Here is a 24,631-nt window from a genome sequence, read left to right on the forward strand (position 1 = left end):
AATAATTCCTTTCATCAGAAATGCTGTGTTTTCTGAATACATTGCGCCTGCGGCAAAGGCCGGCCCGTAAGCCGGATGACATCGAAACAATGTCGTGCCGTAAAACGCGAGCGACTATACCATTTTCAGCCAGAGCGAACAAATAGCGGGGCTATCAGCCAGCCAGAGTGACGCGTGACAGCAGTGCTTTTGCCCGCTGCCGCGCCAGCCGATCGATTTCCAGCACCTCATCAATACTGGCTGGCTCCGGAGAGCTGAGCGTGGCCAGTACTTCGCTGTTGAGGGCGGCAATGTCGGTAAAGCGAATCTGATGCTGCAAAAACGCTGCTACCGCGATTTCATTTGCTGCATTCAGCGTCGTCGTGGCCGCCTGCCCTGCAGTACACGCATCGATTGCCAGCTTCAGGCAGGGATAGCGTACGTAATCGGGTTCAGCAAACGTCAGCGCTTTCATTCGGGTGAAATCAAGCGGCGTGACGCCAGCGGCGATACGTGCAGGCCATGCCATGCTGTGAGCAATCGGTGTGCGCATATCAGGCGATCCCAGCTGCGCCAGCACGCTGCCGTCACAATAACGCACCATAGAGTGGATCACCGACTGCGGGTGCAGGATGACCTCCATTTGCGCGTCAGTGGCGTTGAACAACCAGCGGGCTTCAATGTATTCAAGACCTTTATTCATCATAGTGGCCGAATCAACGGAGATTTTGCGCCCCATTGACCAGTTCGGATGCGCACAGGCCTGATCCGGCGACATAGCAGCCAGATCGGCCAGTGGCGTGTCACGAAAAGGACCACCCGATCCCGTAAGGAGAATCGAGTCGATCCCGTTCTCCCGCAGATCAGCGTACCCCAACTGATGCTGTATGGAAGCGGGCAAACTCTGAAAAATGGCATTATGCTCGCTATCAACCGGCAGCAGCTGCGCCTGATGCTGACGCACCGCCTCCATAAACAAGCGGCCGCATGTGACAAGTGACTCCTTGTTAGCCAGCAGCACGGTTTTTCCGGCACGAATCGCTGCCAGCGTTGGCTGCAGGCCCGAGGCGCCGACAATCGCCGCCATCACCTGATCAACCTCATCCAGCGCCGCCAGATCGCAGGCTGCCTGAACGCCGGAGAGCACTTCGGTATCGACGTTGAGTGCTCTCAGTCGCTCACACAGGTCAGCAGCGGCGGTCTCATCAGACATCGCCGCATAGCGCGGCCGGAACTGCTGGCACTGCTCAGCCATCAGCGCGGCGTTCTGCCCTGCGACCAGCGCCGTGACCTGATAAAGGTCGGGATTCGCGCCGACAACCGCCAGCGTGCTGGTGCCAATTGAGCCAGTGGATCCCAGAAGGGTTAATTGCTTCATCATGCTATCCCTGTGAAGTCATCATGGGTGCCCGCAACGGCGCCAGGCACAATGTAAAACGCCGCCAGAGTGCATTCGGTACGAATACGGCTCTGAACGGCGTTTTATATCTGTTACAGGCAGGCGCTCACCTGCCTCCAGCAGATACAGATCGGGCTGACAGACTCAGAAGTCCATCAGCTCCTTCTCTTTTTCTGCCAGCGCAGCATCAACATGCTTGATGTGAAGGTCGGTCATTTTCTGGATATCATCCTGTGAACGACGTTCGTCATCTTCGCTGATCTCTTTATCTTTCAGCAGCGCTTTGATCTTATCGTTGGCGTCACGGCGAACGTTACGCACGGAAACACGCCCCTGCTCTGCTTCGCCACGAACGATTTTGATCAGATCTTTACGACGCTCTTCTGTCAGCGCAGGCAGCGGAACACGGATGTCGGTGCCGGCTGAACTTGGATTCAGGCCGAGGTCGGACGCCATGATCGCCTTCTCAACAGCCGGACCCAGAGAGCGATCGAACACGTTGATTTTCAGCGTACGGGAATCTTCCACCGTTACGCTGGCGAGCTGACGCAGTGGCGTAGGAGTACCGTAATATTCCACCACAATGCCGTCGAGCAGTGAAGGTGAAGCACGACCGGTACGCACTTTGCTGATGGTGCTTTTGAATGCTTCCACGCACTTTTCCATGCGTGTTTCGGCATCTTTTTTAATATCGTTAATCACGTTAAAACCCTTGGATTCGGTTTGACCTGGCCATTTCCGCACGCGTCGGAACTGGTATCGATAAACATCGATCATCCTGCTACCTGCTGCTGACGCACAAGTCGTCTGCAGCATCGATTATGTCAGGTAGTGGCGCAGCGTCAGGCACTGCGCTATCAGAATATACCTTATTTTACCTTGCGTCGGATATTAATGCGTAATCAGGGTGCCTTCTTTTTCACCCATTACCACACGACGCAGTGCGCCAGGCTTATTCATATTGAAGACGCGAATCGGCAGCGCGTGGTCACGCGCCAGCGTAAAGGCGGCCAGATCCATAACTTTCAGCTCTTTTTCCAGCACTTCAGCGTAGCTGAGCTGATCGTACAGCGTTGCGTCTGGATTTTTCACCGGATCGGCTGAGTAAACGCCATCTACTTTAGTCGCTTTCAACACGACGTCCGCTTCAATTTCAATACCGCGCAGGCAGGCAGCAGAATCGGTGGTAAAGAACGGGTTGCCGGTACCGGCAGAGAAGATCACTACGCGGTTATTACGCAGCAGGCTGATCGCTTCAGCCCAGCTGTAATTGTCACAAACGCCGTTTAGCGGGATGGCAGACATCAGACGTGCGTTCACATAGGCGCGGTGCAGCGCATCACGCATTGCCAGACCGTTCATGACGGTCGCCAGCATACCCATGTGGTCGCCGACTACGCGGTTCATGCCCGCCTGAGCCAGACCTGCGCCACGGAACAGGTTGCCGCCACCAATCACCACACCTACCTGGATGCCCAGCTCAACCAGCTCTTTCACCTCTTGCGCCATGCGGTCAAGCACGCTCGCGTCGATACCAAAACCTTCGGCACCCTGCAGGGCCTCGCCGCTCAGTTTCAGTAGGATACGTTGGTATACAGGTTTTGCGTTGGTCGCCATGGTCAATTCTTCCTGGAGGATAAGATGAATGAGAAGTTAAATCTGGTGGATCATCCGCTTAGCGCGTCAAAAAAGCTATTGGGATGAGACTGAAAATCGCTGCGCCAAAACGCAGACAAAAAAGAACCGCCTCGCGGCGGTTCCGGTCACTCATTAAGACTGTTTGGACATTGCAGCCACTTCAGCTGCAAAGTCGGTTTCAACTTTCTCAATGCCTTCGCCCACTTCAAAGCGGATGAAGTTGATAACATCTGCGCCTTTCTCTTTCAGCGCCTGACCCACAGTTTTGCTTGGGTCGATAACGAAAGCCTGACCAGTCAGAGAGACTTCGCCGGTGAATTTCTTCATACGGCCTTCAACCATCTTCTCTGCGATCTCTTTTGGCTTACCAGACTGCATCGCGATATCCAGCTGTACCTGGTACTCTTTCTCAACCACGTCAGCAGAAACATCTTCTGGCTTAACGAACTCTGGCTTGCTTGCCGCAACGTGCATTGCGATCTGCTTGCTCAGCTCTTCATCAGCAGCGGTGGTAGAAACCAGAACGCCGATACGCGCGCCGTGCTGGTAGCTGTTCAGCTGAGCGCCTTCCAGTACTGCTACGCGACGGATGTTGATGTTCTCACCGATTTTAGCAACCAGTGCAACACGCTCTTCTTCGAACTGTGCTTTCAGCGCTTCAACGTCGGTGATTTTGCCGGCAGTAGCTGCATCCAGAACTTTGTCAGCAAACGCCTGGAAACCGCCATCTTTAGCAACGAAGTCAGTCTGGCAGTTAACTTCCAGAATCACACCGTAACCATCAACGATTTTGGTTTTGATCACGCCGTCAGCTGCAACGTTGCCTGCTTTTTTCGCAGCTTTGATTGCGCCAGACTTACGCATGTTTTCAATTGCCAGCTCGATGTCGCCGTTCGCTTCGGTCAGCGCTTTTTTGCAGTCCATCATGCCTGCGCCAGTACGCTCACGCAGTTCTTTTACCAATGCAGCGGTAATTTCAGCCATTCCAGAATCCTCGGTTCGTTTCCGGGTGCATGCGCACGCGCAGAAACCTGTTGCGGAAAATTTACTCTGCCCCGCCAGCCCGTAACAGGGAGCGCGACAGACGGAGATAAATAAAAGGGGCCTGTGCGGCCCCTTATACAGATAACATCTGATGTCTAAGGGCTCTCAGAAAGAGCAATCCTTATTAAGCGTTTTCTAAAGACGCGTCTTCAGCCTGCTCAGCCAGGTCCTGTGAACGGCCTTCGCGCACGGTAGTGGCAACAGCAGTCAGGTACAGGCTTACAGCACGGATCGCATCGTCGTTACCAGGGATAACGAAATCAACGCCATCTGGATCAGAGTTGGTATCAACGATAGCAAATACCGGGATACCCAGGTTGTTTGCTTCTTTGATTGCGATGTGTTCGTGGTCAGCATCAACAACAAACAGCGCATCTGGCAGACCGCCCATGTCTTTGATACCACCCAGGCTGTTTTCCAGCTTGGCCAGTTCACGAGCACGCATCAGTGCTTCTTTCTTGGTCAGTTTGTCGAACGTGCCGTCCTGAGACTGAGTTTCCAGATCTTTCAGACGTTTGATTGACTGACGAACGGTTTTCCAGTTAGTCAGCATACCACCTAACCAGCGGTGGTTAACGAAGAACTGGTCGCAGCTCAGAGCTGACTCTTTTACCGCTTCAGCAGCAGCGCGCTTGGTACCAACGAACAGGATTTTACCTTTGCGAGAAGAGATCTTCTGCAGCTCAGCCAGAGCGTCGTTGAACATTGGTACAGTTTTCTCAAGGTTGATGATGTGAACCTTGTTACGTGCACCAAAAATGAATGGCTTCATTTTTGGGTTCCAGTAACGGGTCTGGTGACCGAAGTGAACACCAGCCTTGAGCATGTCGCGCATGGAAACAGTTGCCATGATTACCTCTAAAGTATGTTTGGGGTTGGGCCTCCATGTATCCCATACGACCGACCTCTTTCAAGGCACCCCGGCGTATGTGTCGATACATGTGTGTTTTAGTACACATAATGAGATTTATGCGCTTCCTGCCGTCTCGCTTTCGTAAGACAGCAGAGAATCGTCGGCGCGCTTTATACCATAACAGGGATAAATACGCCAGCGGTTGTTAGCGCAAAACGTGTGCGGCAATCCCGATTTGGCAGCCCATTTGCTGCCTGCTAACATGACTGCCACAGAACTCATTATTGTCGAAAATTTCGGCGATTGCGGAAAAATTCATGGCTATCTCAATCAAAACTCCTGACGAAATCGAAAAAATGCGTGTGGCGGGCCGCCTGGCCGCTGAAGTGCTGGAAATGATCGCTCCTCACGTTGTGCCGGGTGTCACTACCGGTGAGCTTGATCGCCTCTGCCACGAGCACATCACACAGCAGCAGCAGGCGGTTTCTGCCTGCCTTGGCTATCACGGCTTCCCTAAATCGGTCTGCATCTCGGTAAACGAGGTGGTGTGCCACGGTATTCCCAGCGACGATCGCGTCCTGAAAGAGGGTGATATCGTGAACGTTGATGTCACCGTCATTAAAGATGAGTATCACGGTGATACCTCAAAAATGTTTATTGTCGGCAAGCCCACTATCCTCGGCGAGCGCCTCTGCCGCGTGACGCAGGAGAGCCTCTATATCGCTCTGCGTCTCGTTAAGCCAGGCATCCGCCTGCGTGAGCTGGGACGCGCGATCCAGCAATACGTTGAGGCGCAGGATTTCTCCGTGGTGCGTGAGTATTGCGGTCACGGTATCGGCAAAGGCTTTCATGAGGAGCCGCAGGTGCTGCACTATGACGCCGACGACAGCGGTGTGGTGCTGCAGGCCGGCATGACGTTTACCGTGGAGCCGATGGTTAACGCAGGCGATTACCGCATCCGCACCATGAAGGATGGCTGGACGGTGAAAACCAAAGATCGCAGCTTGTCCGCGCAGTATGAGCATACTATTGTGGTGACAGAAACTGGCTGTGAGATTCTGACGCTGCGTGAGGATGACACTATTCCGGCGCGGCTGGAAAACGTCTGATCCTCTCTCTGCTACCCACTGAGCCGGCTTAATGCCGGCTTTTTAATGCGCGAAGGGGCATGTTGATGAGCGGTAACGTGACCGAGGCAGTACACAAAATTCTCACCGATTCACCCGCCGGCTGGGCTGACGACGCGCTAACGCGTGAACAGCTGAAAGCCGCGCTGGAGCAGTTTCAGCACGCGCTGAGCCTCGCCTTTGATGCCGGCAGCGACGTGGAGTCGCTGATCGACACGCGCACGCTGTTTATCGATCGTCTGCTGCGACGACTGTGGCGTTTCTTTGGTTTTGATACGCTAAGTGATATGGCGCTGGTGGCGGTGGGCGGCTATGGCCGTGGCGAGCTGCATCCGCTGTCGGACATCGACATTCTGATCCTCAGTCGCCAGCCCCTTGATGAGGCCGCCGCGCAGCGCACCTCTGAACTGATCACGCTCATGTGGGATCTGCGGCTTGAAGTGGGACACAGCGTGCGCACGCTTGAGGAGTGCCTGCTGGAGGGCTTATCCGATCTTACCGTGGCGACCAACCTGATTGAGTCGCGCATGCTGACCGGCGACGTAGCGCTGTTTCTTGAGCTGCAGAAGAATATTTTCAGCGAAGGCTTCTGGCCCTCGTCGCGCTTTTTTGCGGCCAAAATTGAAGAGCAGCAGGAGCGCCATCAGCGTTACCACGGCACCAGTTACAATCTCGAACCCGATATCAAAAGCAGTCCGGGCGGCCTGCGCGATATCCATACCCTGCAGTGGGTGGCGCGGCGTCATTTTGGTGCCACCACTATGGATGAGATGATGGGCTTTGGGTTTCTGACCGAAGCGGAGCGCAATGAGATCAACGAGTGTCAGGAGTTTCTCTGGCGCATCCGCTTTGCCCTGCATCTGACGCTGCCACGCTACGACAACCGCCTGCTTTTTGATCGGCAACTGACCGTGGCGCATCGCCTCAGCTACTCCGGCGAAGGCAACGAGCCGGTTGAGCGCATGATGAAAGATTTCTACCGCGTAACGCGCCGCATCAGCGAGCTGAACCAGATGCTGCTGCAGCTGTTTGATGAAGCGATCCTCGCCCTGCCAGCGACCGAAAAGCCGCGCGCGCTGGATGATGATTTTCAGCTACGCGGCGATCTGATCGATCTGCGCGACCCGGATCTGTTTCAGCGCGAGCCGCAGGCCATTCTGCGCATGTTCTATGTCATGGTACGCAACGCCTCCATTACCGGGATCTACTCCACTACCCTGCGCCAGCTGCGTCATGCGCGCCGCCATCTGCGGCAGCCGCTGTGCCAGATTGCTGAGGCGCGACGCACTTTTATGGCGATCCTGCGTCATCCCGGCGCGGTAAAACGCGCGCTGCTGCCGATGCATCGCCATAGCGTACTCTCCGCCTATACGCCGCTCTGGGGCAACGTGGTCGGCCAGATGCAGTTTGATCTGTTTCACGCCTACACGGTGGATGAGCACACCATTCGCGTGCTGCAGAAGCTGGAGAGCTTCGCCGATGAGAGCACGCGGCCAAAGCATCCGCTGTGTGTGGAGCTCTGGCCCCGCCTGCCCCAGCCGGAACTGCTGCTGATGGCAGCGCTGCTCCATGATATTGCCAAAGGCCGCAACGGCGACCACTCCATACTGGGCGCGCAGGATGCGCTGGAGTTTGCTGAGCTGCACAACCTCAACTCCCGGGAAACCCAGCTAGTGGCCTGGCTGGTGCGTCATCATCTGCTGATGTCGGTCACCGCCCAGCGTCGTGATATTCAGGACCCGACGGTGATCCAGCAGTTCGCCGAGATAATGCAGAATGAGAACCGCCTGCGCTATCTGGTCTGCCTCACCGTCTCCGATATCTGTGCCACCAATGAGAGCCTGTGGAACAGCTGGAAGCAGAGCCTGCTGCGTGAGCTGTTTTTTGCTACCGAGAAGCAGCTGCGGCGCGGCATGGAAAATAGCCCGGATCTGCGCGAGCGGGTACGCCACCATCGTCTGCAGGCGCTGGCGCTGCTGCGCATGGAGAACCTGAATGAAGAGCGGCTGCACCATATCTGGAGCCGCTGCCGCGCCGACTATTTCCTGCGTCATACGCCTAATCAGCTGGCGTGGCACGCCCGTCATCTGATTGACCACGACCTCAGCCAGCCGCTGGTGCTGGTCAGCCCGCAGGCGACGCGCGGTGGCACGGAGATTTTTATCTGGAGCCCGGATCGCCCCTATCTGTTTGCCGCCGTAGCGGGTGAGCTCGACCGCCGTAATCTCAGCGTGCACGACGCGCAGATCTTTACCAGCCGCGACGGCATGGCCATGGATACCTTTATCGTCCTCGAACCCGATGGCAGTCCGCTTTCACCCGATCGCCACCCGCTGATTATTCACGCATTGCAGCAGGCCATTACGCAGCAGGAGTGGGTGCCGCCGCGTACCCGTCGCCAGTCCGCGCGCCTGAAACATTTCAGCGTGGATACTGACGTGAAATTTTTGCCGACCCACACCGATCGGCGCAGCTATCTGGAGCTGATCGCGCTCGATCAGCCAGGACTGCTGGCGCGGGTGGGTGAAGTCTTTGCCGATCTCGGTGTGTCGCTGCACGGTGCGCGCATCAGCACCATCGGCGAACGGGTTGAGGATCTCTTTATCCTCGCCAACAGCGAACGGCGCGCGCTGAATGCCGAAATGCGCGATGTGTTACAACAACGGTTGACAGAGGCCCTTAATCCAAACGATAAAGTGTCCTGAATCACACTGCACAGATAAATTGAATCCTGTCCGGACACGTCCGGGCATCCGTATGACAGACTCAGGAAATAGCTATGCAACAGTTACAGAGCGTTATTGAATCCGCCTTTGAGCGCCGTGCTGACATCACGCCCGCCAGCGTCGACAGTGCCACCCGTGAAGCGATCAATCAGGTGATTGGTCTGCTGGACAGCGGCGAACTGCGCGTATCTGAAAAAATCGATGGCGAATGGGTAACGCATCAGTGGCTGAAAAAAGCGGTGCTGCTGTCGTTTCGCATCAATGACAATCAGGTTATGGAAGGGGCTGAAACGCGCTTTTATGACAAGGTGCCGATGAAATTTGCTGGCTGGGACGACGCGCGCTTTAAAGCGGCGGGTTTCCGCGTGGTGCCACCAGCAGCCGTACGCCAGGGCGCTTTTATTGCGCGTAACACCGTGCTGATGCCCTCTTACGTCAACATCGGCGCTTTTGTCGATGAAGGCACCATGGTTGATACCTGGGCCACCGTGGGCTCCTGTGCGCAGATTGGCAAAAACGTGCATCTCTCCGGCGGCGTGGGCATTGGCGGCGTACTGGAGCCGCTGCAGGCTAACCCGACCATTATCGAAGATAACTGCTTTATCGGCGCACGTTCTGAAATCGTTGAGGGCGTGATTGTCGAAGAGGGTTCGGTGATCTCAATGGGCGTTTATATCGGCCAGAGCACCAAAATTTACGATCGCGAAACCGGTGAAGTTCACTACGGCCGCGTCCCGGCCGGTTCAGTGGTGGTCTCAGGTAATCTGCCGTCGAAAGATGGCAGCTACAGCCTCTACTGCGCGGTAATCGTGAAAAAAGTTGACGCTAAGACGCTGAGCAAAACGGGTATCAACGAACTGCTGCGCACTATCGATTAACCTCTCTGAGCGCTTTTCTTTCTGGTGACGGCACTGGCAACAGTGCCGTCATTTTTTCTTTACACCCCGCCTGATATAACCTGTTTTGCGCCGCAAATTAACTGGTGCGTTTACTTTTCAAACAGTTCATAATCCGCGCCAGTTAACTCCGGACGCGCACTGTCTGACCCGGTTTTTCGTCTAAAGTTTATAAGTATGCCGTAAGCGTTCCGGATCTGGCCTGGAACGATTGATGACATGTCTGCGCGCTCACTCACTCTCAGAGGGAATTTAAACGCCATGTATGACAACCTGAAAAGCTTAGGTATCAGCAATCCTGAAGACATCGATCGTTACAGTCTGCGTCAGGAAGCGAACAACGACATCCTGAAAATCTATTTCCGCAAAGATAAAGGCGAATTTTTTGCCAAGAGCGTGAAATTCAAATATCCGCGCCAGCGCAAAACCGTGGTGGCCGAACATAACGGTCAGGGCTTCCGTGAAATTCAGGAGATCAGCCCTAACCTGCGTTACGTTATTGATGAGCTGGATCAGATTTGCCAGCGCGATCGGGTTGAAGTGGATCTGAAGCGCAAGATCCTCGACGATCTGCGCCATCTGGAGAGCGTGGTCTCTAATAAGATCGCTGAAATTGAAGCCGATCTCGATCAGCTGACCCGTAACAGCCGCTGATCCGCTTACAAATTGTGCTCAGGCCAGCGCTGCTGGCCTTTTTTACGCCCGCTCATCCAGCTGCAGCGCCACATACAGCAGCAGCCGATCGTCGAAATTGCCGAGATCCAGTCCGGTCAGTTCTGAAATCCGGTTCAGACGATACTCCAGCGTATTACGATGAATAAACAGCGCGCGCGCCGTGGCGCCAGGCTGCACGTTATGGCTGAACCAGGCGAGCAGCGTACGCCGTAATAAACCGTTGCTATCGATGCTTCTGAGTTTTTCCAGCGGACGCGCCAGCTCGCTGGCCTGCCAGCCGCCACGCAGGCTGTCGAGCAGTACCGGCAGCACCAGATCCTGATAAAAAAAACTGCGCTGCTCCGGCATACGCTGCTTGCCGACTGACATAGTGGTGCGGGCAGTACGCCACGAGCGCGCAATGCCGCCCGGTCCGGGAAAATAATTGCCCAGCGCAATCCGCATGCGCACCTGACCACTCTCTTTCATACGCTGCAGCAGCTGGTCAACGCGCCGGCGGTGATCGTCGTGATCGTAACGGCCGTGCGCGTTCAGCGCGGGTTTCAGCACCACCATCTCCGTCAGCGATACGATGGCGATAAGGTTATCGCGATCCGGGGTGGTCAGCAGCGTCTGCAGCTGCTGCAGCTCTGACATTGCGCTGTCCACGCCCAGCTGGCCGCTATCCACTTCCACTACCGCCACCACACGCGGCTGGTTAAGATCGATGCCCAGCCGCTGCGCCCATTCGTTCAGCGTCGGCGAGAGCGTGTCGCTGCGGATCAGGTTAAGCACCAGCTCTTCGCGCAGGCGGCTATCCTGTGCCAGCAGATGCAGCAGCCGCGCCTGTTCCAGCATCATCTCCGCCGTCATACAGACCAGTTCACCGTAATGCCGCAGGGCAGCAGGTTCTCCGGTCAGCCCGATAACCCCCACGATGCTGCCTTCAATACGCAGCGGCAGATTGATGCCAGGCCGCACGCCGTGCAGATGCTTTGCTACTGCTTCATCAATATCCACTACCCTGCCCTGCGACAGTACCAGCAGCGCACCCTCATGCAGCTCGCCGATACGTTCACGATCGCCGCTGCCAATAATGCGCCCGCGCGCATCCATCACGTTGACGTTGCTGTCGATAATTTTCATGGTGCGCGCAACGATATCCTGCGCCAGACGCGCATCAAGATGAGAGGTCGCCATGGATCACTTCCTGAGCAAGGGGCAAACCGACAGAATACGCATCCTGCTGACGGCTGACATTGTGCAATTGCACATAGTGGCGGAGAGATTGCGGAAAATGTTACCGGGCGCACAAAAGAAAAAAGGCGAGCCGCAGCCCGCCCGGTTTATGTATGGAGAATTACTGCATCAGGAGATAAAGCGACGCGTCATCGCGCAGAATATTGAGCGCCAGCACCGGCGGTTTGGTGTCGAGAATTTTACGCAGTTCACCCAGGTTGTTGATCGCCTGCTGGTTAACTCCGAGGATGATGTCACCTTTCTTCAGGCCGATACGCGCAGCCGCGCTGCCTGGTTTCACACTGTCAACGCGCACCCCTTTGTGGCCATTGCTCTCCACGTTGCTGAGATCGGCGCCTTCAATACCGGTGTAAATGGTTGCCGACTGCACTTTATCTTTGGAGCTCTGCTGCAGCTCTACCGTCACGCTCTGGGATTTACCCTCGCGCAGCAGACCCAGCTGCAGTTTGGTGCCCGTCGGCAGCGAGCCCACCTCAGCACGCAGGGCAGCAAAGCTGCTCAGCGGCTTGCCATTCAGTGAAACCACGACGTCGCCGGCTTTCACGCCCGCTTTTGCCGCCGCAGACCCCGGCAGAACCTGGCTGACAAAGGCGCCGCGCTGGGCATCAACCTTCATCGCTTTCGCCAGCTCTGAGTTCAGCTCGGTGCCGAGGATCCCCAGCTCACCGCGTTTAACCTGACCAAACTCCACCATCTGCGCCGTCAGGTTTTTGACCATCGAGCTGGGAATAGCAAAACCGATACCGATGTTACCGCCATCCGGTGCCAGAATAGCCGTGTTAATCCCGATCAGCTCACCGTTCAGATTGACCAGCGCTCCGCCCGAGTTGCCGCGGTTAATGGCGGCGTCTGTCTGGATAAAGTTTTCATAATTCTCCACATTCAGGCCGCTGCGGCCCAGCGCGGAGACGATGCCGGAGGTCACGGTTTCACCCAGCCCGTAAGGGTTACCGATTGCAACGGTATAGTCACCTACCCGCAGCGTATCGGAATCGGCCATTTTGATGGCGGTGAGGTTTTTCGCATCCTGCAGCTGAATCAGGGCAATATCAGACTGCGGATCTTTACCGATGATTTTGGCCTCATAGCGGCGACCGTCGCTGAGCTGAACCTGAATTTTTGTGGCGTTGTCCACTACGTGATTGTTGGTAACCACATAGCCTTTTTCAGCGTTAATAATGACGCCGGAACCCAGTGCGCGGAACGGCTGTTTTTGTGCGTTGCCCGGTGCGCCATCATCTGCGCCGCCGCCGCCCTGACAGAGCGGCGATCCCTGAAAGGGCGATCCATCCTGACAGAAAGGCGAATTATCGCCAAAGAACTGCTGAAACTGCTGCGGCATGCGCGGCGTTTTTACCGCAGTGCTGCCCTCAACGTTAATGCTCACCACGGAAGGCATTACTTTTTCCAGCATGGGTGCCAGACTGGGCAGCTGCTGGCTGGAGGAGGACGCCGTTTCAGCGGCAAATACTGCAGCAGGCGCGCACGCCATACTCAGACTCAGTGCCAGCGCACTCAGCATCAATCTGTTTTTTTTCATTCGTTTTTTCTCTCTGAAAGTTGCAGCCTGACCATTGCTGTGGCCGTCATAACGGAGATAAATTTTATACGCAAAAAAGGCGATAAAGTTTTGACTAAAGGTAAATATTTATGCGTCGTCTTTACAAAACTGGCCCTATTCTACCGCCATCATCCGGCGATATTCGTCCCACGCATAATTATCCGTCATGCCGCTGATGTAATCCTGAATAAGGCGGAAGCGATAATAGCGCTCCCACAATAGCCGCTGATATTTATGCTCAACGACGCGCGCGCGCATCTGCTGCTGATATGCCTTACGGTGTTTACCGGAGAGCTTATGAAACAGACGCGTCTCAATAGGATGGCCTGCCAGATAATCATCATTCATTAAGGTGGTAAATTGCTCATAATTGAGCTGCATCAGCGACTGATAGATCTCCAGCAGACCTTTAATTACCCGGTAACCCTGCAGCTCCAGCTGCTCTACTTCAGGGTGATTAAATACCTGCTGACGCGCCACGGTTTTAAACAGCTTCAGCAGACGCCCTTCATCACCATCATCTTCCAGCAGGGCGTGATTAAAATTGCCGGAAAAAATGGCCGGCAGGTTATCAACAAAGCGTCGTACCGCGTGGCCTACCAGCAGATTCTGCACGTTTACGCGCAGTGACATAAAAAACTGATCGCTGATGCTGCGCCGCTTTTTCTGATTCGCCTCTTTCCAGGCCTCACCAATGGTGCGGCTAAATGCATCACCGGGAATCAGCGGCCCCCAGGCTTTAACCAGCGCGTGATAGAGCGTATCCACGGTAAATATCGCTTTTTCAACGGCGTCATCCAGGTCGGCAATACAGTATGAAATATCATCCGCCGCCTCCATTATCCAGGTCAGCGGATAGCGATGATGTTCCGCCAGATCGGTGGCGACGCGCAGCTCCGCAATATATTCCCGTTCAGAGAGATAAAAGCCGGGTTTTTTCATCAGGACGCTGAATTCAGCCGGCTTCTCACCCTGCCACCAGGCGGGGGCAGTATATTTCAGAATGCAGGCGACCTGGGCATAGCTGAGGTTAAGCTGCAGCAGCGTGTGGACCAGCCGAATCGCCTGCGCATTCCCCTCAAAATTGCACAGATCCTGGCGAATCATTGCATTCAGTTCGTTAAAGTCAGCCTGCTGTTCGTCGCTGGCCACGCCGGCGACCAGCGGATCCACCAGCTCTGCCGGCAGATTATCTTCGAACCAGTCATTAATCGCCGCTTCACCAAAATGGCCAAACGGCGGGTTGCCGACGTCATGCAGCAGACAGGCCATCTCAACCAGCGTCTCCGCGGCGCCTTCAAAGCCGTCCAGGCCATACTGCTCCAGCCCGCCGCCCTGGGTTTTCAGGGTATGGAGGATCTCCTTGGTGATATAGCGGCCGGTCTGCTGAACCTCCAGCGAATGGGTCAGCCGCGAGCGTACGGCTGCGTTGCGCTCCAGCGGGAATACCTGGGTTTTCTGCTGCAGCCGGCGGATAGCGGCGGAGTTAATGATCCGCCCCCGATCGCTCTCAAAATGGCGGGTGATCGCGTATTCACCTTCCGGCGCTTTACGGCTGGTATAAGGGCGCGTGAAACCGATCTTCTTCCTGAAATTAATCGCCACCATAGCGGGCCCTCTTTTTGGTGAATTCATCGCTCTGAAGCCATGATAGACTATGCCTCAGTTTCCTCTTAAACATCTATAAACACAGCGAGATTCTTTATGAAAGCAGGCATTATTGGCGCGATGGAGCAGGAAGTTACCCTGCTGCGTGACAAAATTGAAAACCGTCAGACGCTGAAGCTGGCCGGATGTGAAATCTATACCGGCACCCTCAATGGCGTTGAGGTTGCCCTGCTGAAATCAGGAATCGGGAAAACGGCCGCCGCGCTGGGCACCACCCTGCTGCTGCAGCTCTGCAAACCCGATCTGGTGATCAACACCGGCTCTGCGGGTGGCCTTGCGCCGACGCTGCTGGTCGGGGATATCGTGGTCTCTGACGAAGTACGCTATCACGACGCTGACGTCACCGCTTTTGGCTATGTGCCGGGTCAGATGGCAGGTTGCCCGGAAGCGTTTGTGGCCGACAGCCAGCTGGTGACGGCCGCTGAGCAGACAATCAGCGAGCTGCAGCTGAACGCCGTGCGCGGCCTGGTAGTCAGCGGTGACGCGTTTATCAACGGTGCAGAGCCGCTGGCACGCATCCGCTCACAGTTTCCGCAGGCGATTGCCGTAGAGATGGAAGCCACCGCCATTGGTCATGTCTGTCACCAGTTTAACGTGCCGTTTGTCGTGGTACGCGCCATCTCTGACGTCGCCGACAAAACCTCACACCTGAGTTTTGATGAGTTTCTCAGCGTGGCGGCCAGACAATCCTCTCTGATGACAGAGCGCCTGCTTGCCCGCCTGACGCATGGCTAAGTGGCTGCTCGCCGGGCTGCTGCTGCTCTGCAGCGGCCTGGTGTCAGCGGCTCCGCGCGTCATTACCCTCGCCCCGCATCTTACAGAGATGGCCTTTGCCGCCGGTATCACACCGGTGGCGGTCAGCGCCTGGTCCGACTATCCACCCGCTGCCCGGACGCTGCCGCAGGTCGCGAACTGGCAGGGCATCGGCGTTGAGCAGGTGCTGCAACTGAAACCAGACGTGGTCCTGGCGTGGCGTGGCGGTAACCCGGCGCGTCAGATTGAACAGCTGCAGCACGCTGGCGTCAGGGTGGTCTGGATCGATCCACAAAGCCTGGATGAGATGATGGATACCGTGCAGTCGCTGGCGCGCTGGAGCCCGCGGCCGGAACAGGCTGTTTCAGCCGCGCAGGCGCTGCGGGCGCAGGAGGCCGTATTGCGCCAGCGCTACCGGCACGCTGCTCCGGTGGCGCTGTTTCTGCAGTTCGGGCAGCAGCCGCTGTTTACCGCTTCACGTAATACGCTGCAAAATGAGATCGTCACGCTGTGCGGCGGGCAGAATATTTTTGCCGACAGCCGGGTTAGCTGGCCGCAGGTCAGCCGGGAGCAGGTGCTGATACGGCAGCCGCAGGCGATTGTCATTAGCGGCGATACCGCACAGGCCGCCAGCGTCGCCCAATTCTGGCGCTCACAGCTCAGCGTACCGGTGATTGCCATTAACCCCGACTGGCTGAGCCGCCCCGGTCCGCGCCTGATGCTGGCCGCGCAGCAGCTCTGCGCTGCGCTGCATCCGCTAAAAAAATAAGCGCCCGCGCATAAAGTTCAGCCCGCATGTGTCGACAATAAAGAGAGCAGGCACGGCAGCCACGTAAGCTCCGTGCCCTTTTAGCGCAACGCGCTTTTGACTACACCAGGAATTCATCATGACCCGAGCTGTACTGCTGGCCATTATGCTGGCGGGCGCGGCGTCCGCCATGGCGGCTGGCACCAGCGGCTCGATTGCGGTGTCGCTGACTATCGTGTCGCGCTGCACTGTCTCATCCGCCAGTGCACCGGGGCTGCCCGCAGCTGACTGCGCGGGCGGTAGCGGCGCTCAGCCGCGTATTTCCCGGCAGACGCTCGCGGGCGATGCGCGCCAGCACGACACAACACAGTTAGTCACTATTGAGTGGTAGAACTGGCTGCCGGAACGGCAGCCAGAGTGGCATCAGATACTGAAAGAGGAACCACAGCCGCAGGTGGTTTTAGCATTGGGGTTGGTAACAATAAAGCGCGAACCTTCCAGACCTTCGGTGTAGTCCACCGATCCGCCCACCAGATACTGCAGGCTCATTGGATCCACTACCAGCGATACGCCCTGCTTTTCGATAGTCATATCGCCATCGTTCATCTGGTCATCAAAGGTAAAACCATACTGGAAGCCGCTGCAACCGCCGCCGGTGATATAGACGCGCAGTTTCAGCGCCGGATTCTCTTCATCCGCAATCAGATTTTTTACTTTATTGGCTGCTGCATCGGTAAACTGCAAAGGCAGCGCTGCTACGTCATCACTCATGTTTTACTCCGCGTAAACGTCCAGGTCAGAAAACAACCTTAATCACGCTATTATCTGCCAGCCGCCCGGTGCAATCAAGTAGCGCCCTTGACACTGTGTGCCCCTGAAATGAACTACAGTTTAAACCCTGCGTGCGCGAGGCCCCTGCTGCGCGCCGCGCGGCGGTTCACCGTCGCGGCATCTTCCCGTAGAATGGCGGGATGAATTTTTCCAGACAGCCGGAGCCAAACCATGAGTAAGTCAGAAAATCTATACACCGAAGCGCAACGTCTGATCCCGGGCGGCGTGAACTCCCCGGTGCGCGCGTTTACCGGTGTTGGCGGCGTACCGCTGTTTATTGAACGCGCCGATGGCGCCTTTTTGTATGACGCAGATGGTAAAGCCTATATCGACTATGTCGGCTCCTGGGGTCCGATGGTACTGGGCCACAATAACGCGACCATCCGCAACGCGGTCATTGAGGCTGCCGCGCGCGGCCTGAGCTTTGGTGCGCCAACTGAGATGGAAGTAAAAATGGCGGAGCTGGTGTGCGAGCTGATGCCGGGCATGGATATGGTACGCATGGTGAACTCCGGTACGGAAGCGACCATGAGCGCCATCCGCCTGGCACGCGGTTTCACCCATCGCGATAAAATTATCAAGTTTGAGGGCTGCTATCATGGTCATGCCGACTGCCTGCTGGTGAAAGCGGGGTCTGGTGCACTGACGCTGGGTCAGCCGAACTCCCCTGGCGTGCCGGCTGACTTTGCCCGCCATACGCTGACCTGCACCTATAACGATCTCGCCTCTGTCCGCGCGGCGTTTGAAGAGTATCCGGACGATATCGCCTGTATCATCGTGGAACCGGTTGCCGGCAACATGAACTGTATCCCGCCGCAGCCTGACTTCCTGCCGGGCCTGCGCGCGCTGTGCGACGAGTTTGGTGCCCTGCTGATTATCGATGAGGTGATGACCGGTTTCCGCGTGGCGCTGGGCGGCGCGCAGGCCTACTACAACGTGATGCCTGACCTTACCTGCCTGGGTAAAATCATCGGCGGCGGCATGCCGGTCGGCGCATTTGGTGGCCGTCGCGACGTGATGGAAGCGCTGGCACCTACAGGTCCGGTCTACCAGGCGGGCACGCTGTCGGGTAACCCGATTGCGATGGCAGCCGGTTTTGCCTGCCTGACGCAGATTGCTCAGCCAGGCACGCACGCCACGCTGACCGCGCTGACCACGCAGCTGGCTGAGGGCCTGCTGGCTGCCGCGCAGGCAGAAAATGTCCCGCTGGTGGTTAACCACGTGGGCGGCATGTTTGGTCTGTTCTTCACCGATGCTGAAAGCGTGACCTGCTACGCAGATGTCACCCGCTGTGACACAGAGCGTTTTAAGCGCTTCTTCCATCTGATGCTGAGCGAGGGGATCTACCTGGCCCCCTCCGCCTACGAGGCGGGCTTTATGTCGCTGGCGCACACGCCGGAAGATATTGAGCGTACCGTTGCCGCAGCGCGTCGCTGCTTTGCCCAGCTGTAACGCCGGACTGCTCTGACAGAGCCATAACAAAAAGGTGCGCCACGGCGCACCTTTTTTCTGTCACGCGCGGCGCAGCAGCCAGATGAAATAGGGGGCGCCAAAGAAGGTTGCCATCAGCCCAGCCGGGATCTGATCCGGAAACGCCAGCATCCGGCCGCACCAGTCAGCCACCAGCATCAGTCCGGCGCCGGTTACGCCAGCCATCATCATCTGCGGCAGCGCGCGCCGGAAGCCGAGCATACGCACAATATGCGGTGCCATCAGCCCGATAAAGCTCAGCGGTCCGACCGTCAGCGTCGCGGCGGCGGTCAGCGCGGCGGCCAGCAGCAGCAGCAGCAGTCGTGAGGCCGTCAGTGACATCCCCGCGGAGCGGGCGGTGGCGCTGCCAAGCGGCAGCAGCGTCAGCCAGCGGCTTGCCAGCGGCGCCAGCGCGACCAGTATCAGCGCGATAACCGCACTCTGCAGCGCCTGCGGCAGCGTGATGCTATAGGTGGAGCCGGAGATCCAGCTCAGCAGCCCCTCCATGCGCGGATCGCCGCTCGCCAGCAGCAGCATCAGCAGCGTGGCAAACGCGCTGTTCAGCGCCATCCCCGCCAGCAGCATACGCTGCGGTGAAAAGCCCCCCCGGCTGGCAACCAGCATAATGACGCCGAGCGTTAACGCTGCTCCGGCTATCCCTGCCGGCAGCAGCCACGCCAGCGCATCGCCCGGCACAAAAAAGAGCATCAGTACCACGCCGCACGCCGCCCCGGAGCTGATACCCAGCACTTCCGGGCTGGCCATCGGGTTGCCGGTCAGACGCTGGATCAGCGTACCCGCCACGCCCAGCATCATCCCTACCGCCAGCGCCGCCAGCACGCGCGGTGCGCGCCACGGCAGCAGCTGCTGCAGCATGTCACCGCTGACCCATGCCCAGCCCGTGGCGTTACGGCCAAAGCTGATACCGGCAACGGTCAGCAGCAGCAGCACCGCCAGCCCGGTCAGCACCCAGCGCAGCACACGCTGACGTTCGGCCGGCACCCGATCCCCGGCGTTCATCTCCGGTGGCTGAGAGCCGGCACGCAGCCGCGGCAGCAGCCACAGCAGCAGCAGCACGCCGGTCAGCGCCGTCGCCGTGCCGGTCGAAATCTCACGCCAGTACACCGTGAGCAACTGCACCGACTGGTCGGCCAGCCACAGCAGCAGCGCGCCAATCAGCGGAGCCAGCAGAATGCGGCTGAGCAGCCGCCGCGCACCCAGCATTTTTGCCAGCAGCGGCGCAAACAGGCCGATAAAACCGATAATGCCGGCAATGTTCACCAGCTGCGCGCTAAGCAGAATTGCCAGCGCCAGCGCGGCAACGCGCGCGACGGAAAGCGACAGGCCAAGATTTTTAGCCACGCCATCATCCAGTCCCATCAGCGTCAGCGGACGCAGCAGCGCCAGCGTCAGCACAAACGCCAGCAGCAGCCGGGGCCAGAGCAGCGCCACGTTGTGCCCGTCGAGCTGATTAAGCGCCCCGGTGCTCCAGAGGAACATATTCTGCAGCTGATCGTGATTAAAGATGGCAAAGACCTGATTGACCGCGCCGGCATACAGGCTCAGCACCAGTCCGGCGAGGATCAGCGTTACCGGTGAAAGCCGTCTGCCCCACGCCACGCCAAACACCAGCACGCCGACCAGCAGCGCACCGCCTGTCGCCGCAAACTGCTGCGTAAGCTCACCACCCGGCAGCTGCCAGAGCGTGGCAACGGTAATGCCGAGCTGGGCGCCGGAGGAGATACCGAGCGTAGCAGGCTCTGCCAGCGGGTTACGCAGCACCTGCTGAAACAGCAGGCCCGCCAGTCCCAGCCCGGCGCCGAGCAGCAGCGCCAGTGCCAGACGCGGCAGCAGACTGTAGTGAAAGACCATCTGGCGAATCGCATCGATATCGGGCGCGAAAAACGCCTGCGGCCACTGCGCCAGCGGCAGCGCGTGCTGCAGATTGATAAACGTCAGCAGCAGAGCGATAGCAAATATTGCGCTCAGCAGCGCGGCGGGAAAAAGAGAGATACGCATTAGCGGGGCTCCAGCGCGCTTTCCAGCACGCGTACAAATCGCAGGGCTGCCAGCGTGGCACCGTAATACCATACGGCCGGCACGCGCCGGAAGCGGCCAGCACGCACAAACGGCAATGCCTGCCACAGCGCGGTGCGGGTCACCTGCTGCATATCGCGCTGATTATCGTGGTCAAAGCAGAGCACCTCAACGTTGCCCACTTCAGCCAGCCGCTCCAGGCCGATGACCGCGCTGCCCCAGTAGCTGGTTTCACCCTGCCAGGCGCTGGTAAGACCGAGTCGCTGCATCACATCAAGAAACAGGCTGTTCTGCCCGAAAACAATGGCGTGCCGGCTGTCGAGCAGCGACATCAGCAGGATTGGTCGTCCGGCCCATCCCTGCAGGCGCAACCGGGCCGCCGCCAGCTGCTGTCCGGTCTCCTGCAGATGCTGCTCCGCCTGCGCCTCGCGCCCGATGCGCGCGCCCAGCTGCCGCAGCGAGTGTTGCGCAGCGCTGAACGGTTTGCCGTCGCCGCTGTGAAGCGAAAAACCCAGCGTCGGGGCGATATGCTGCAGCGTTTCTGCTGACGGACCAAAGCCGCTGTAGTACAGGATCAGCGAGGGATCCAGCTGCGTCATCAGCTCCAGATTAGGTTCACCACGCAGACCAAGATCGACGGTGCTGGCGGGCAGCGGCGGCTCGCCAACCCAGATATTGTAGTTGTGCACATCCGCCACGCCGAGCGGTGCCACGCCCAGCGCCATCAGCAGTTCAGCAGAGAGCCACTCCAGCGCCAGAATGCGTGAATTGTCCGGCACGGCGGCACGCAGCGGCGCACACTGCATAAGCGGCGAGAGCGCCAGCGCCGTCAGCAGACGACGACGGGTCAGTGAGATCATCCCTGCTCCTCAGCGAACAAAACTGACGGGTGCGCCGCCCTGCGGGTGCGGCAGTATGCCCATCGGAATACCGTAGATCGTGCCCAGCACGTCAGCCTGCATGATCGCCGCCGGTTCCCCTTCGGCGATAACCTCGCCCTGACGCAGCGCCACCAGCCTGTCGCAGTAGCGCGCCGCCATATTGATATCGTGCAGCACGGCAATCACGGTGAGTCCGCGCTCGCGGCTCAGCCGCTGGATCAGCGCCAGCACCTCGACCTGATGCGCAATATCCAGCGCCGACGTCGGCTCATCCAGCAGCAGGCAGCGGCTGTTTTGCGCCACGAGCATCGCCAGCCAGGCGCGCTGACGCTCGCCGCCGGAGAGGCTATCCACCAGGCGGCCGGCAAAGGGTTTCAGACCCACCAGCGCAATCGCCTCCTCAACCCGGTTGCGATCTTCCGCACCGTAACGTCCCAGCGCACCGTGCCACGGATAGCGCCCCATCGCCGTCAGTTCGCGCACCGTCATGCCTTCTGCCGCAGGCAGCTGCTGAGGCAGATAGGCCACCTGACGCGCAAACGCTTTGCTGTTCCAGTGCGCCACCGGTTCGCCGTTCAGCAGCACTTCTCCTGCCGTCGCAGCATGATGGCGCCCCAGCATTTTCAGCAGGGTCGATTTTCCCGAGCCGTTATGGCCAATCAGAGCGGTCACTTTTCCCGGTGTAAACGTGAGCGACAGCGGATGCAGCAGCGTGCGCCCCGGCACGTGAAAGCTGGCACTCTCCAGCGCAAAAGTGGTTTCGGCGTAGTGCGAATGCAGCATGGTACTCCCTGGCTAACGGGCGCAGCGCGCCCGGATATCAGTCTCAGAAACGGAAGGTAGCGGTACCTACGATACGGCGCTCAGCGCCCCAGTAGCAGGCGTAGTCGCGGTAGCAGCTGGCGACGTAGTCACGATTGAACAGATTGTTGACGTTGACGCCCACAGTCGAACCCGGCAGGCCGAAGCGACCCAGATCGTACTTCAGCGCAGCGTCTACCGTGGTGTAGCTGGCAACACTGAAGTTCTGGTTCACGTTGCTACCGCTGGCATACAATCCTTTGCTTTCACCGACGTAACGCACACCGGCACCGATAGTTACGCCCGATAGCGCCGTGTCATGGAAGGTGTAGTCGCCCCACAGCGATGCCATGTGCTTCGGCACCTGCACCGGCGTGCGGCCTTTCAGCAAGTTATCTTCGGTGTATTCCGCATCGGTATAAGAGTAAGCCGCCGTCAGGTTGATGCTGGCGTTCACCGCGGCTTTCGCTTCCAGCTCCACGCCGCGTGAACGGATTTCGCCGCTCTGCACGCTAAACTGCGGATTATCAGGATCGGCCGTCAGGTTTTTGGTTTTGGTGAGCTGATACACAGCGGCCGTCATAACAATCGGACGATCTTTCGGCACATATTTTACGCCTGCCTCATACTGCTTAGCGCGTGAAGGATCGAACGCCTGACCGTTCCCTGTCGCACCAGCATTCGGGATGAACGCTTCGCTATAGCTGAAGTAAGGTGCAATACCATTATCGAATACGTAGTTAACCCCGCCGCGCCAGGTAAATGCCTGATCATTCTGACGGTCTACGGAATTTTCCACCCGATCGGTAACGGAGTTCATCGCGTAATCGTAGCGGCCACCGAGTGTTAACACCCAGCGGTTCCATTCCATTTGATCCTGCGCATACAGGCCAGTCTGGCGCTGCTGATTTAAATGCTGATAAGGATTGGTATAAGGGGTATAGCTGTCATCACCATATTGCGGATTGAATGGGCTAAGACCACTGGCGACACCAAACTGACCATCAATGTCGTTACGGGTGCGCTGGAAATCAACGCCCAGCAGCAAGGTATGAGCTAAATCACCGGTAGCAAAGTTAGCCTGGGCCTGCGTATCAACCGCGAACTGGTTGAGTTTCTCTTTCGAGAATGCCGCATTACGGGTAATACGTTGATTATCAGGGTTATAACCGAAGCCATAAATGCTGCGGTAATCCGTACGCAGTTCGGCATAGCGCAGGTTCTGCCGCACCGTCCAGGTATCGCTGAAGCTATGCTCAACGCTGTACCCGACCATTTTGGTGTTGCGCGAAATCTTGTTGCTCTCTTCGCCTTCATCAAAATGGGTCGGCAGTTTGTAACTGCTGCCGTCCGGGCGGGTGATGCCCACCACCGTGCCTTCGCGCGGCAGCCAGCCGTAATAGCCGGTTTCCGGCTCATTCTGGAAGTAAGTCAGCAGGTCAACACGCGTATTTTCGTCCGGACGCCAGCTGAACGAAGGCGCAATGGTGTAGCGCTTCTCTTTGTTCATCGCCTGCTGCGCATCAGCGCTGCGCGCGAGGCCGGTCAGACGATAGCTGTAGACGCCTGCGTCATCGAGCGCGCCGCCAAAATCGAAGCCGGTTGAGAACAGATTGTCATTGCCCATCCGGAACTGCACTTCACGCAGCGTCTCCTGTGTGGGGCGCTTGCTGACCAGCGCCACTACGCCGCCCGGATTACTTTTTCCATAAAGCACCGATACCGGGCCGCGCAGCAGCTCCGCACGCTCCAGGAACCAGGGATCGGGGGCGAACTCTGAGTAGTTGTCGCCCTGCAGTTTCAGGCCATCCAGATACTGATTGGTGTTGGTTTCGCTGAAGCCGCGAATCGAGAGTGCGTCAATTACGTCAGAACTGCCGCGGTTACCGGTCAGTACGCCAGGGGTATAGTTGAATGCCCCTTTAACGCTGGTAACGGCATGCATCGCCATCTCTTCCTGCGTCACCACCGAAACCGACTGCGGGTTTTTCTCAATCGGCGTATCGGTTTTGGTGCCGGTGGCGCTCTGCTTCGCCGCAATGGTCGGAGCCGGGCCCCATGCACTCTCCTGCGCCACCGTGCCGGTATCGGCAGCGGTGACAACAACAATCTCTTCTGCCAGCGCCTGCGCGCTCAGCGTACCCAGTGTTAACGCAATGAATAAAGCCAGCGGGCGACGAGGCGTCAGCTCCGGCCGGAAAAAAGTAGTTCGCGCACTCATGAAGGAGTCTCTCAACAGATGAACAATGCGGGCGAATGAAAACGATAATGATTATCAGACGCAAAGATTCTAGGCGAAGCTGCG

At 57.7% G+C, this 24,631-nt stretch carries 21 protein-coding genes; 8 read left to right on the top strand and 13 right to left on the bottom strand.

Annotated elements, in window-relative coordinates:
* Nucleotides 1–154 precede the first annotated feature (154 nt).
* From ispC to rpsB, 5 genes are all read right to left on the bottom strand, one after another.
* Nucleotides 155–1,357 (bottom strand): 1-deoxy-D-xylulose-5-phosphate reductoisomerase, encoded by a 1,203-nt coding sequence (gene ispC, locus AC2CF9_RS09175; RefSeq protein ID WP_484556918.1) that lies wholly within the window; start codon nucleotides 1,355–1,357, stop codon nucleotides 155–157.
* 165 nt (nucleotides 1,358–1,522) lie between these two features.
* Nucleotides 1,523–2,080 (bottom strand): ribosome recycling factor, encoded by a 558-nt coding sequence (gene frr / locus AC2CF9_RS09180; RefSeq protein WP_150017920.1) that lies wholly within the window; start codon nucleotides 2,078–2,080, stop codon nucleotides 1,523–1,525.
* Nucleotides 2,081–2,269: 189 nt separating this feature from the next.
* On the bottom strand, nucleotides 2,270–2,995 hold the full coding sequence (gene pyrH / locus AC2CF9_RS09185) for a UMP kinase (protein ID WP_039382729.1): 726 nt from the start codon (nucleotides 2,993–2,995) through the stop codon (nucleotides 2,270–2,272).
* A 153-nt stretch (nucleotides 2,996–3,148) separates the two neighbouring features.
* Nucleotides 3,149–4,000 (bottom strand): translation elongation factor Ts, encoded by an 852-nt coding sequence (gene tsf / locus AC2CF9_RS09190; protein ID WP_039382726.1) that lies wholly within the window; start codon nucleotides 3,998–4,000, stop codon nucleotides 3,149–3,151.
* Between the two features lie 184 nt (nucleotides 4,001–4,184).
* The gene (gene rpsB, locus AC2CF9_RS09195) at nucleotides 4,185–4,910 is read right to left on the bottom strand and encodes a 30S ribosomal protein S2 (protein ID WP_150017921.1); all 726 of its coding nucleotides are present in this window, start codon (nucleotides 4,908–4,910) and stop codon (nucleotides 4,185–4,187) included.
* Nucleotides 4,911–5,230: 320 nt separating this feature from the next.
* On the opposite strand from rpsB, the gene map reads away from it, so the two are divergent.
* The 4 genes from map (at nucleotide 5,231) to AC2CF9_RS09215 (ending at nucleotide 10,316) form a co-directional block, all read left to right on the top strand.
* The gene (map, locus tag AC2CF9_RS09200; protein ID WP_039382722.1) at nucleotides 5,231–6,022 is read left to right on the top strand and encodes a type I methionyl aminopeptidase; all 792 of its coding nucleotides are present in this window, start codon (nucleotides 5,231–5,233) and stop codon (nucleotides 6,020–6,022) included.
* A 65-nt stretch (nucleotides 6,023–6,087) separates the two neighbouring features.
* Nucleotides 6,088–8,745 (top strand): bifunctional uridylyltransferase/uridylyl-removing protein GlnD, encoded by a 2,658-nt coding sequence (glnD, locus tag AC2CF9_RS09205; RefSeq protein WP_484556813.1) that lies wholly within the window; start codon nucleotides 6,088–6,090, stop codon nucleotides 8,743–8,745.
* Nucleotides 8,746–8,819: 74 nt separating this feature from the next.
* Complete coding sequence (gene dapD / locus AC2CF9_RS09210; protein WP_039382717.1) at nucleotides 8,820–9,644, top strand: 2,3,4,5-tetrahydropyridine-2,6-dicarboxylate N-succinyltransferase; 825 nt, start codon at nucleotides 8,820–8,822, stop codon at nucleotides 9,642–9,644.
* A 279-nt stretch (nucleotides 9,645–9,923) separates the two neighbouring features.
* Complete coding sequence (locus tag AC2CF9_RS09215; RefSeq protein ID WP_039382714.1) at nucleotides 9,924–10,316, top strand: DUF3461 family protein; 393 nt, start codon at nucleotides 9,924–9,926, stop codon at nucleotides 10,314–10,316.
* A 42-nt stretch (nucleotides 10,317–10,358) separates the two neighbouring features.
* Here the strand turns inward: AC2CF9_RS09215 and AC2CF9_RS09220 are convergent, their stop codons facing one another.
* The 3 genes from AC2CF9_RS09220 to dgt form a co-directional block, all read right to left on the bottom strand.
* A complete protein-coding gene (locus AC2CF9_RS09220; protein ID WP_150017923.1) occupies nucleotides 10,359–11,516 on the bottom strand; it encodes a CdaR family transcriptional regulator in 1,158 nt (385 codons plus the stop codon).
* A 160-nt stretch (nucleotides 11,517–11,676) separates the two neighbouring features.
* Nucleotides 11,677–13,116 (bottom strand): serine endoprotease DegP, encoded by a 1,440-nt coding sequence (gene degP, locus AC2CF9_RS09225; RefSeq protein WP_484556814.1) that lies wholly within the window; start codon nucleotides 13,114–13,116, stop codon nucleotides 11,677–11,679.
* 135 nt (nucleotides 13,117–13,251) lie between these two features.
* Complete coding sequence (dgt, locus tag AC2CF9_RS09230; RefSeq protein WP_484556815.1) at nucleotides 13,252–14,745, bottom strand: dGTPase; 1,494 nt, start codon at nucleotides 14,743–14,745, stop codon at nucleotides 13,252–13,254.
* Nucleotides 14,746–14,841: 96 nt separating this feature from the next.
* On the opposite strand from dgt, the gene mtnN reads away from it, so the two are divergent.
* From mtnN to AC2CF9_RS09245, 3 genes are all read left to right on the top strand, one after another.
* Nucleotides 14,842–15,540, top strand: a complete 699-nt coding sequence (mtnN, locus tag AC2CF9_RS09235) for a 5'-methylthioadenosine/S-adenosylhomocysteine nucleosidase (protein WP_484556816.1) — start codon at nucleotides 14,842–14,844, stop codon at nucleotides 15,538–15,540.
* Nucleotides 15,533–16,327, top strand: coding sequence for a vitamin B12 ABC transporter substrate-binding protein BtuF (gene btuF, locus AC2CF9_RS09240; protein ID WP_484556817.1), 795 nt, complete (start codon nucleotides 15,533–15,535; stop codon nucleotides 16,325–16,327). The genes mtnN and btuF overlap by 8 nt, the downstream gene beginning before the upstream one ends.
* A gap of 118 nt (nucleotides 16,328–16,445) precedes the next feature.
* The gene (locus tag AC2CF9_RS09245) at nucleotides 16,446–16,697 is read left to right on the top strand and encodes a hypothetical protein (protein WP_484556818.1); all 252 of its coding nucleotides are present in this window, start codon (nucleotides 16,446–16,448) and stop codon (nucleotides 16,695–16,697) included.
* Between the two features lie 32 nt (nucleotides 16,698–16,729).
* Here the strand turns inward: AC2CF9_RS09245 and erpA are convergent, their stop codons facing one another.
* Nucleotides 16,730–17,077, bottom strand: coding sequence for an iron-sulfur cluster insertion protein ErpA (gene erpA / locus AC2CF9_RS09250; protein WP_039382693.1), 348 nt, complete (start codon nucleotides 17,075–17,077; stop codon nucleotides 16,730–16,732).
* A gap of 231 nt (nucleotides 17,078–17,308) precedes the next feature.
* On the opposite strand from erpA, the gene hemL reads away from it, so the two are divergent.
* A complete protein-coding gene (gene hemL, locus AC2CF9_RS09255) occupies nucleotides 17,309–18,589 on the top strand; it encodes a glutamate-1-semialdehyde 2,1-aminomutase (protein ID WP_150017928.1) in 1,281 nt (426 codons plus the stop codon).
* A 60-nt stretch (nucleotides 18,590–18,649) separates the two neighbouring features.
* Here hemL and fhuB read toward each other — a convergent pair whose 3' ends face one another.
* The 4 genes from fhuB to fhuA are packed head-to-tail and all read right to left on the bottom strand — an operon-like array spanning nucleotide 18,650 to nucleotide 24,547.
* Entirely contained in the window at nucleotides 18,650–20,626 is a 1,977-nt protein-coding gene (gene fhuB, locus AC2CF9_RS09260; RefSeq protein ID WP_484556819.1) for a Fe(3+)-hydroxamate ABC transporter permease FhuB, read from the bottom strand.
* The gene (fhuD, locus tag AC2CF9_RS09265) at nucleotides 20,626–21,504 is read right to left on the bottom strand and encodes a Fe(3+)-hydroxamate ABC transporter substrate-binding protein FhuD (RefSeq protein WP_150017930.1); all 879 of its coding nucleotides are present in this window, start codon (nucleotides 21,502–21,504) and stop codon (nucleotides 20,626–20,628) included. Before fhuD ends, fhuB begins: the two co-directional genes overlap by 1 nt.
* 9 nt (nucleotides 21,505–21,513) lie before the next feature.
* Nucleotides 21,514–22,308, bottom strand: a complete 795-nt coding sequence (fhuC, locus tag AC2CF9_RS09270) for a Fe3+-hydroxamate ABC transporter ATP-binding protein FhuC (RefSeq protein WP_150017931.1) — start codon at nucleotides 22,306–22,308, stop codon at nucleotides 21,514–21,516.
* A 43-nt stretch (nucleotides 22,309–22,351) separates the two neighbouring features.
* A complete protein-coding gene (gene fhuA / locus AC2CF9_RS09275; RefSeq protein WP_484556820.1) occupies nucleotides 22,352–24,547 on the bottom strand; it encodes a ferrichrome porin FhuA in 2,196 nt (731 codons plus the stop codon).
* Nucleotides 24,548–24,631 lie beyond the last annotated feature (84 nt).

Source organism: Pantoea sp. SYBGC1, assembly GCF_057197005.1.

Bases quoted from the DNA above. Each gene is read 5' to 3' on its own strand.
- ispC (WP_484556918.1), bottom strand. From the start codon at position 1,357: ATGAAGCAATTAACCCTTCTGGGATCCACTGGCTCAATTGGCACCAGC.
- pyrH (WP_039382729.1), bottom strand. From the start codon at position 2,995: ATGGCGACCAACGCAAAACCTGTATACCAACGTATCCTACTGAAACTG.
- tsf (WP_039382726.1), bottom strand. From the start codon at position 4,000: ATGGCTGAAATTACCGCTGCATTGGTAAAAGAACTGCGTGAGCGTACT.
- rpsB (WP_150017921.1), bottom strand. From the start codon at position 4,910: ATGGCAACTGTTTCCATGCGCGACATGCTCAAGGCTGGTGTTCACTTC.
- map (WP_039382722.1), top strand. From the start codon at position 5,231: ATGGCTATCTCAATCAAAACTCCTGACGAAATCGAAAAAATGCGTGTG.
- glnD (WP_484556813.1), top strand. From the start codon at position 6,088: ATGAGCGGTAACGTGACCGAGGCAGTACACAAAATTCTCACCGATTCA.
- dapD (WP_039382717.1), top strand. From the start codon at position 8,820: ATGCAACAGTTACAGAGCGTTATTGAATCCGCCTTTGAGCGCCGTGCT.
- AC2CF9_RS09215 (WP_039382714.1), top strand. From the start codon at position 9,924: ATGTATGACAACCTGAAAAGCTTAGGTATCAGCAATCCTGAAGACATC.
- AC2CF9_RS09220 (WP_150017923.1), bottom strand. From the start codon at position 11,516: ATGGCGACCTCTCATCTTGATGCGCGTCTGGCGCAGGATATCGTTGCG.
- degP (WP_484556814.1), bottom strand. From the start codon at position 13,116: ATGAAAAAAAACAGATTGATGCTGAGTGCGCTGGCACTGAGTCTGAGT.
- dgt (WP_484556815.1), bottom strand. From the start codon at position 14,745: ATGGTGGCGATTAATTTCAGGAAGAAGATCGGTTTCACGCGCCCTTAT.
- mtnN (WP_484556816.1), top strand. From the start codon at position 14,842: ATGAAAGCAGGCATTATTGGCGCGATGGAGCAGGAAGTTACCCTGCTG.
- btuF (WP_484556817.1), top strand. From the start codon at position 15,533: ATGGCTAAGTGGCTGCTCGCCGGGCTGCTGCTGCTCTGCAGCGGCCTG.
- AC2CF9_RS09245 (WP_484556818.1), top strand. From the start codon at position 16,446: ATGACCCGAGCTGTACTGCTGGCCATTATGCTGGCGGGCGCGGCGTCC.
- erpA (WP_039382693.1), bottom strand. From the start codon at position 17,077: ATGAGTGATGACGTAGCAGCGCTGCCTTTGCAGTTTACCGATGCAGCA.
- hemL (WP_150017928.1), top strand. From the start codon at position 17,309: ATGAGTAAGTCAGAAAATCTATACACCGAAGCGCAACGTCTGATCCCG.
- fhuB (WP_484556819.1), bottom strand. From the start codon at position 20,626: ATGCGTATCTCTCTTTTTCCCGCCGCGCTGCTGAGCGCAATATTTGCT.
- fhuD (WP_150017930.1), bottom strand. From the start codon at position 21,504: ATGATCTCACTGACCCGTCGTCGTCTGCTGACGGCGCTGGCGCTCTCG.
- fhuC (WP_150017931.1), bottom strand. From the start codon at position 22,308: ATGCTGCATTCGCACTACGCCGAAACCACTTTTGCGCTGGAGAGTGCC.
- fhuA (WP_484556820.1), bottom strand. From the start codon at position 24,547: ATGAGTGCGCGAACTACTTTTTTCCGGCCGGAGCTGACGCCTCGTCGC.